At 72.9% G+C, this 6902-nt stretch carries 7 protein-coding genes and 1 rRNA gene; 1 reads left to right on the plus strand and 7 read right to left on the minus strand.

The features are described 5' to 3' along the window. From LG943_RS24460 to rph, 3 genes are all read right to left on the minus strand, one after another. Positions 1-99, minus strand: a 16S ribosomal RNA gene (locus LG943_RS24460); the annotation flags it as partial. Between the two features lie 843 nt (positions 100-942). After that, positions 943-1626 (minus strand): non-canonical purine NTP pyrophosphatase, encoded by a 684-nt coding sequence (locus LG943_RS24465; protein ID WP_270074721.1) that lies wholly within the window; start codon positions 1624-1626, stop codon positions 943-945. Further along, the gene (gene rph / locus LG943_RS24470) at positions 1623-2300 is read right to left on the minus strand and encodes a ribonuclease PH (RefSeq protein ID WP_408648646.1); all 678 of its coding nucleotides are present in this window, start codon (positions 2298-2300) and stop codon (positions 1623-1625) included. The genes LG943_RS24465 and rph overlap by 4 nt, the downstream gene beginning before the upstream one ends. A gap of 371 nt (positions 2301-2671) precedes the next feature. Between rph and LG943_RS24475 the strand changes: the two genes are divergently transcribed. Beyond that, positions 2672-3445, plus strand: a complete 774-nt coding sequence (locus LG943_RS24475) for a hypothetical protein (protein ID WP_270074723.1) — start codon at positions 2672-2674, stop codon at positions 3443-3445. A gap of 18 nt (positions 3446-3463) precedes the next feature. Here the strand turns inward: LG943_RS24475 and LG943_RS24480 are convergent, their stop codons facing one another. The 4 genes from LG943_RS24480 to LG943_RS24495 all read right to left on the minus strand — a co-directional run bounded on the left by LG943_RS24480 (position 3464) and on the right by LG943_RS24495 (position 6772). Continuing rightward, positions 3464-4234 (minus strand): MBL fold metallo-hydrolase, encoded by a 771-nt coding sequence (locus LG943_RS24480; RefSeq protein WP_270074724.1) that lies wholly within the window; start codon positions 4232-4234, stop codon positions 3464-3466. Positions 4235-4487: 253 nt separating this feature from the next. Continuing rightward, positions 4488-5348 carry a thioesterase family protein gene (locus LG943_RS24485; RefSeq protein ID WP_270074725.1) on the minus strand — a complete coding sequence of 287 codons (861 nt, stop codon included), beginning with the start codon at positions 5346-5348 and terminating at the stop codon, positions 4488-4490. A 193-nt stretch (positions 5349-5541) separates the two neighbouring features. Next, on the minus strand, positions 5542-6489 hold the full coding sequence (locus tag LG943_RS24490) for a PLP-dependent cysteine synthase family protein (RefSeq protein WP_270074726.1): 948 nt from the start codon (positions 6487-6489) through the stop codon (positions 5542-5544). A 4-nt stretch (positions 6490-6493) separates the two neighbouring features. Further along, positions 6494-6772 (minus strand): ubiquitin-like small modifier protein 1, encoded by a 279-nt coding sequence (locus LG943_RS24495; protein WP_270074727.1) that lies wholly within the window; start codon positions 6770-6772, stop codon positions 6494-6496. Positions 6773-6902 lie beyond the last annotated feature (130 nt).

Genomic DNA, 6902 nt, shown 5'->3' on the forward strand with positions numbered 1-6902 from the left:
TTCGCCGCTCGTGTACCCCGAAGGGCCTTACCGCTCGACTTGCATGTGTTAAGCACGCCGCCAGCGTTCGTCCTGAGCCAGGATCAAACTCTCCATTAAAGGTCTTCAATCCTGACCGGCCCACCCCGGAAGGGTGAACCCATCAAAGGAACCCCGAACACCCACTGAAGGGTGTTCAACGGGGCCAAAACAAACATGGCACAAAGAATGTCATACACGCGCTGTTGAGTTCTCAAGAAGCAACCGCTCACCGGGTACAAACCCCGGACCCGCTCTCCGGCAGGCCCGCAAAGGCTCTTCCCACAAGGGGCGGATCAATCTCCGCGTTTCCGCTTTGTTGTGTCTTCACATTATCAGGCGTTCCGCAAACCACCAAATCGATGATTTTCGTTCTTCCCGACAACGCGAATGCGTCCACCACGTTGCTGCACTTTATCCGACGACGCGGACCGAAACGGCCGTTCGTCCGTCGAAGTGTGGTTCCCACTCCCGAGGGTGCCGGAGTGAACCGGCCACCGTGTCCAGGTGGGACTCTCGTCCAGTGCCGCGCGGCGCCCGCGAGGCGGTCGACGCGCGTGAACTTTGTGAGGGACTCGGCCGACCGCCCATCCCAGGGGGGATGTTCGGGGCTCGGCCGGTGCTTCTCTTAGGTTACAAGCCCGCGGACGGTGCCGCGAACCGTTTTTCCGTTCGAGGGTGACACGGGCGGAAGCGCGCCACCGTGGCGGTCCCGAAGGTACCGGCCGGGTGGACTCCCGTCCGCATCAGCCCTCCACCTTAACCCGGCCGCGCACGCCTGGCAAGTCCGCTGGTCAGGGCCGCAGGCCCTACCCTCACTTCCCGCCCTACCCGCCTCACGGCAGGACGCGGCGTACCCGCCGGACGCGCCGCACCGGCCGGAGCGGTGCGCCGCACTCCCGCCCGCCGCACTCCCATCCGCCGCTACAGGACCTCGCGCAGGCGCTCCGCCAGTTTGCGGAACGCGATGCCGCGATGGCTGATGGCGTTCTTCTCGGCGGCGGTCATCTCCGCCGTGGTGCGGGTCTCCCCCTCCGGAACGAAGATCGGGTCGTAGCCGAACCCGTTGCCGCCGCGCGGGTGGTCCAGCAGGCGGCCCCGCAGGACCCCCTCCACCACGTCTTCCAGGGCGATCCCCTCCGCGGCCGCGTCCTCCCCGGCGTCGCGCCCGCCCGCGTCCCCGGCTCGCGCCGGCACGGCCAGGGCCGCCGCGGCGACGAACTCGGCGCCGCGCCGCTCGGCGGGGGTGTCGGCGAGCTGGTCGAGGACCAGCCGCAGGTTGGCCGCGTCCTTGTCCGGCGCGGCGTCGCCGAAGCTGCCCGACCAGCGCGCCGACAGCACGCCGGGCATGCCGTTCAGCTCGTCCACGCGCAGCCCCGAGTCGTCGGCCACGGCCGGCAGTCCGGTGTGCCGCGCGATGGCGCGCGCCTTGAGCAGGGCGTTGCCCGCGAACGTCGGCTCGGTCTCGGGGACCTCCGGCGCGTCGGGGAACCCGGTGAGCCCGACCACCTCGGCCGGGATGCCGGCCTCGGTCAGGATCGCCTGCATCTCGGGCACCTTCTTGGCGTTGCGGGTGGCCAGCACCACCCGCGCGTGGGCTCCGCTCATCCGGCCAAGGCCTTCTTCTGGAGGTCGGTCAGCTCGGCGCACCCGGCGAGGGCGAGGTCGAGCAGGGTGTCGAGGTCGGCGCGGTCGAAGGGGGCGCCCTCGGCGGTGCCCTGGACCTCCACGAACCGGCCGTCGCCCATGGCGACCACGTTCATGTCGGTCTGGGCGACCGAGTCCTCCAGGTAGTTGAGGTCCAGGCGCGGCTGGCCCTGGATGATGCCGACGCTGACCGCCGCCACCGAGCCGGTCAGCGGGTTGTTCTTCAGGTTGCGGCGCTTGCGCAGGTACTTCATCGCGTCGGCCAGCGCGACGTAGGCGCCGGTGATGGCGGCCGTGCGGGTGCCGCCGTCGGCCTGGAGGACGTCGCAGTCGAGCGTGATGGTGTGCTCGCCCATCGCCTTGAAGTCCACCACCGCGCGCAGCGAGCGGCCGACCAGGCGGGAGATCTCGTGCGTGCGTCCGCCGATCTTGCCCTTGACGGACTCGCGGGCGCCGCGGGTGTCGGTGGAGCGGGGCAGCATGGCGTACTCGGCGGTGACCCAGCCCTCGCCGGTGCCGCGCCGCCAGCGGGGGACGCCGTCCTCGACGCTCGCCGCGCACAGCACGCGGGTGTCGCCGAATTCGATGAGGGCCGATCCCTCCGCGTGGCGCAGCCAGTTGCGGGTGATCGTCACGGGCCGGAGTTGGTTCGGAGTGCGTCCGTCGGGTCGAGCCATGCGCAGAGCCTATCGGTGCGCGTCGGCCGCCCTCACCCGCCGCGACGTTCGGCGGGCCGCGGCTCGGTGCCCCCTGCGGCGGGTCGGCACCGGTCCGCGCCGCGCTCGCCGGGGCCTTCGCCCTGGCAGCGCCCTCGCGGCCGGGTCCGGCGGCGGGCGGCGGCGGTGGACGGGGACGTGGCCGGCGGGTGCGCCGCAGGTCTCCCTTGGCTTACGGTCCTGCCGCCGCGCGCCGGATTCCTTCCGGAAGGTGACAACATGGGGGATGCCGACGCGGGCGATCACCGCGTACGTTCCGTGCACCCCCGGCTGGTAGAGGTCCCCAAGCGATGAGACTCGTTTCGAGAGACGTGCCGCGGGCGCGGTGGGCGCTCAGCGCGCTCGCCGTCGCCGCTCTCGCCGCCGGTTGCGCGTCCGACCCCGGTTCGGCCGACTCCCCGGAGTCGCCCTCCGCGCCGCAGGCCACGCCCACGCCGGGGTGGGCCGACGTGGGCGGGCGGCCGGTCACCGAGGCGATGGGCACGCCCAGCCCGGTGGAGGAGGACGTCGAGGCGCTGGCGGTGGACCCGATGCCGCTGCCGGTCTCGTGCGCGGCCACCGGGATCGAGGAGGAGATGGCGGGGGTCACCGCCCAGCTCGCCGAGCCGGAGTTCACCGAGGTGCGCACCGACACCCGGCTGGAGTGCTCGTGGGCGGGGTTCGACCCCAGCGAGGGCAGCGAGGTGGTCATGGTGACCTTCGCGCCCGAGCAGAGCCTGGTGGCCTACCCGGGCCACGTGCCGGTGAAGGCGCAGCGCGACCCGGCGTTCTTCGTCACCGACGAGGTGGCCGCGCTGGGCGGGGTCGCCGAGTGGGACACCGGTGAGATGTTCTCGGGGGTGAAGCTGCACCTGCCGGGGCTGCTGGTGTCGACCACGACCAACACCCCGCGCGTGGAGGCGGCCGACCTGCTGGCGGCGGTGGCGGCCACGGCCGACGGCCTGGTGGCCGAGCACCCGCCCACGCCCGCGCCCTCGGCCGGCCCGTCCGACCCCGCCGTGCAGGCGGACGAGGGCGCGGCCGGCGGCGGCGCCGGAGACGCCGCCGGGACCGAGCGGGGCTGAGGTGGCTGAAGGATCCGGCTAGACGGTTTCGAGGGCGGCGCCGCCGACCTCGAACACGGCGCCGGAGCGGGCGATGTCGATGGGTCCGTCGAAGGTGCCGCGGGCTTCGGCCAGCGTGGTCTCGACGTCGTTCCAGGGCACGAGGTGGGTGAGCACCAGGCGCCGCGCGGCGGCGCGGCGGGCGTGGTCGCCGGCCTCGCTGCCGGTGAGGTGCATGTCCTTGGGGTTGTCGCGGTTGTCGTGGAAGGACGCCTCGCACAGGAACAGGTCCGTGCCGGCGGCCAGGCCGACGAGTTCGTCGCAGGCTCCGGTGTCGCCGCTGTAGGTGAGGCTGGTGCCCCGGTGTTCCAGGCGGATGCCGAACGCCTCGACCGGGTGGTTGACCCGGTCCAGGCGGGCGGTGAACGGGCCGATGGCGACGCTGCCGGGGGCCAGTTCGCGGAAGTCGAAGGTCTCCGTCATGCCGGGCTCGGGGTCGAGCCCGTAGGCGTCGGCCATGCGCCGGGCGACGCCGGGCGGGCCGTAGACGGGGATGCGGGGCTTGGGCCCGCCTTCGGAGTAGGTGCGTGCCACCCAGTAGGAGCACAGGTCCGAGCAGTGGTCGGGGTGCAGGTGGCTGAGGTAGACGGCGTCAATGCCGTAGATGTCGACGTGGCGCTGGAGGACGCCGAGCGCGCCGTTGCCCAGGTCGAGCAGCAGCCGGAACCCGTCAACCTCCACCAGGTAGCAGGAGGCGGGGCTGGCCGGGCCGGGAAAGCTGCCCGAGGAGCCGATGATGGTGAGTCGCACGTCGCTTTGCCTTCTCGCTGGGGTGCCTCCGGGGAGTCGCGCGCGTGACCCCGGTGTATCCGGCGGTGGGCCAGCGCGTGTGCTCCGTGTTACGGGTCTACCCCAATGACCCGCCAGGTGGTACCAAATGTGACTCGCGTCTCCCGCGTCGTGAGTCACATGTGACCTGTTCACATTTGGTAACGAAGCACGGTGTCCCGGGTCGTACCGGCGGTTTCCGGGCGCGGGGGCGCGGCGGCCCCCGCGCGGGGGGCTACCGACCGCCGCGCGCGAGCTGGCGGCTCTGGGCGACGAGCCGGCCCTTGACGTCCCACAGGTCGACGGTTTCGTCGAACCAGCCGTCGCTGACGGCGTCGGCGCGGGAGCGGAACACCAGCGGCCCGGGGGCGGGCACGGCGCGCATGTGCCAGGTCAGCTCCACCGTGGGCGCCCAGCGCCAGGTGCCGAAGACGGTGACGACCGGCGGCAGGGCGTCCACGGCCAGCGGCAGGAGCAGGGCGGGGTCGGCGGGCACGAGGTCGCCGTCGTCCTCGGCGAGGTGGACGTGGCCCAGCAGTTCGGGGACGGGCTCGGGGTCGGCGCCGCGCAGCCGCCGCCAGGAGTCCTCGGAGTAGTACTGGGCGACGCGGCCGGTGAAGTCGGCGACGTCCTTGGTGGCCTGGGCGTACTGCTCGGCGGTGGGCTCTCCCTCGGCCGCCGCGCGGGCGGCGATGCGGGGGTCGTAGCGGCGGCACTCGGCGAGGGGCGGCACGGCGGGCGGGGCCACGGCGTACTCGGGCTGGGCGGCGCCGTCCATGGTGCCGGTGGCGACGGTGCCGGTGACGGCGAGCGTGTCGCCCTGGCGCAGGTCCAGCCGCACGGTGGTGACGGTGCGCCCGCTCTTGAGCACGGTGGCCCGGACCTCGGCAGGGCCGGGGCCGGCGGGGCGCAGGAAGTGGAACGAGGACGACACCGCGTGGGGGTGGGTGGAGGCGGCGAGCGCGGCGCGCTGCATGACGGCCATCAGGTAGCCGCCGTTCATGGCCTTGCCGATGAGGTAGCCGGGGTCGAGGTCGGCGGCGTAGCGTCCTTCGGCGGTCGGGGTGACCGCGGTCGCGGTGTCGAAGCGCGTCATGGGGACCATTGAACCGAACGGGATTCCAGTCGGGTGCGGCGGCCCCCGCCTTGCCGCGCGCCCGGCGCGGGCGGCGTGTCGGGGTGGTGGGGGCATGACCCGGGCGGCGGGTGTGCCGGGCGGCCCGGCCGCGTGGGCGGGGCCGCCCGGCGCACCGGGCGCACCGGCGCGTCTGGTGCGTCCGACGCGTCGACTAGGCCCAGAGCTGGCCGTCGAGGCGGTCCTCGGCCTCTTCGAGGGTGCCCTCGTAGGCGCCGGTGGACAGGTACTTCCATCCGGCGTCGGCGATCACGAACGCGATGTCGGCGCGCTCGCCGGCGCGCACCGCCTTGTCGGCCATGCCCAGGGCCGCGTGCAGCGCGCCGCCGGTGGAGATTCCGGCGAAGATGCCCTCGCTCTCCAGCAGTTGGCGGGTGCGGCGCAGCGCGGCGTCGGCGGGCACGGAGAACCGGGTGGTCAGCACCGACTCGTCGTACAGCTCCGGCACGAACCCCTCGTCGAGGTTGCGCAGCCCGTAGACGAGTTCGCCGTAGCGGGGCTCGGCGGCCACGATCCTGACGTCGGGACGCTGCTCGCGCAGGTAGCGGCCCACCCCCATCAGCGTGCCGGTGGTGCCCAGCCCGGCCACGAAGTGCGTGATGTCGGGCAGGTCGGCCAGCAGCTCGGGGCCGGTGGTCTCGTAGTGGGCGCGGGCGTTGGCGGGGTTGCCGTACTGGTAGAGCATGACCCAGTCGGGGTGCTCGGCGGCCATGCGCTTGGCCACCCGCACGGCCTCGTTGGAGCCGCCCTCGGCCGGGGAGAAGTGGATCTGGGCGCCCCACATCTCCAGCAACTGCTTGCGCTCGGCCGAGGTGTTCTCGGGCATCACGCACACCATGCGGTAGCCGCGGGTCTTGGCGACCATGGCCAGGGAGATGCCGGTGTTGCCGGAGGTGGGCTCCAGGATGGTGCAGCCCGGCGTGAGCAGGCCGTCCTTCTCGGCCTGCTCCACCATGTAGAACGCCACGCGGTCCTTGACCGAGCCGGTGGGGTTGCGGTCCTCCAGCTTGGCCCACAGCCGGACCTCGGGCGACGGGGACAGGCGCGGCAGCCCCACCAGCGGGGTGCGGCCCAGGGAGTCCAGCAGGGAGTCGAATCGCATGGCGCTAGCGCGTGCCGCCGGCGACGGCCGGCAGGACGGTGACGGTGTCGCCGTCGGAGACGGGGGTCTCCAGGCCGGCGAGGAAGCGGACGTCCTCGTCGTTGAGGTAGACGTTGATGAACCGGCGCAGCTTGCCGTCCTGGATCAGCCGGTCCTGAAGGCCCGGGTGGCGCTTGTCGAGGTCGGTGATCAGCTCGCCGAGCGTGGCGCCCTCGCCTTCGACGGCCTTGGCGTCGCCGGTCAGGTTGCGCAGGATGGTGGGGATGCGGACCTCGATGGCCATGTGTGTCTCTTTCGTAAGCGTTGGGCGTGTGCGTCGTGCTGGGTCGCGCACCGCGCGGCGGTTCGCGGCGGCGCCCGCCCCGCGGGGCGCGGCGGTGGCGTGGAGGGCAACACGCGCGGTGCGCCGCCGA

It is taken from the genome of Streptomonospora mangrovi (genome assembly GCF_027604915.1).
Classification (GTDB): Bacteria; Actinomycetota; Actinomycetes; order Streptosporangiales; family Streptosporangiaceae; genus Streptomonospora; species Streptomonospora mangrovi.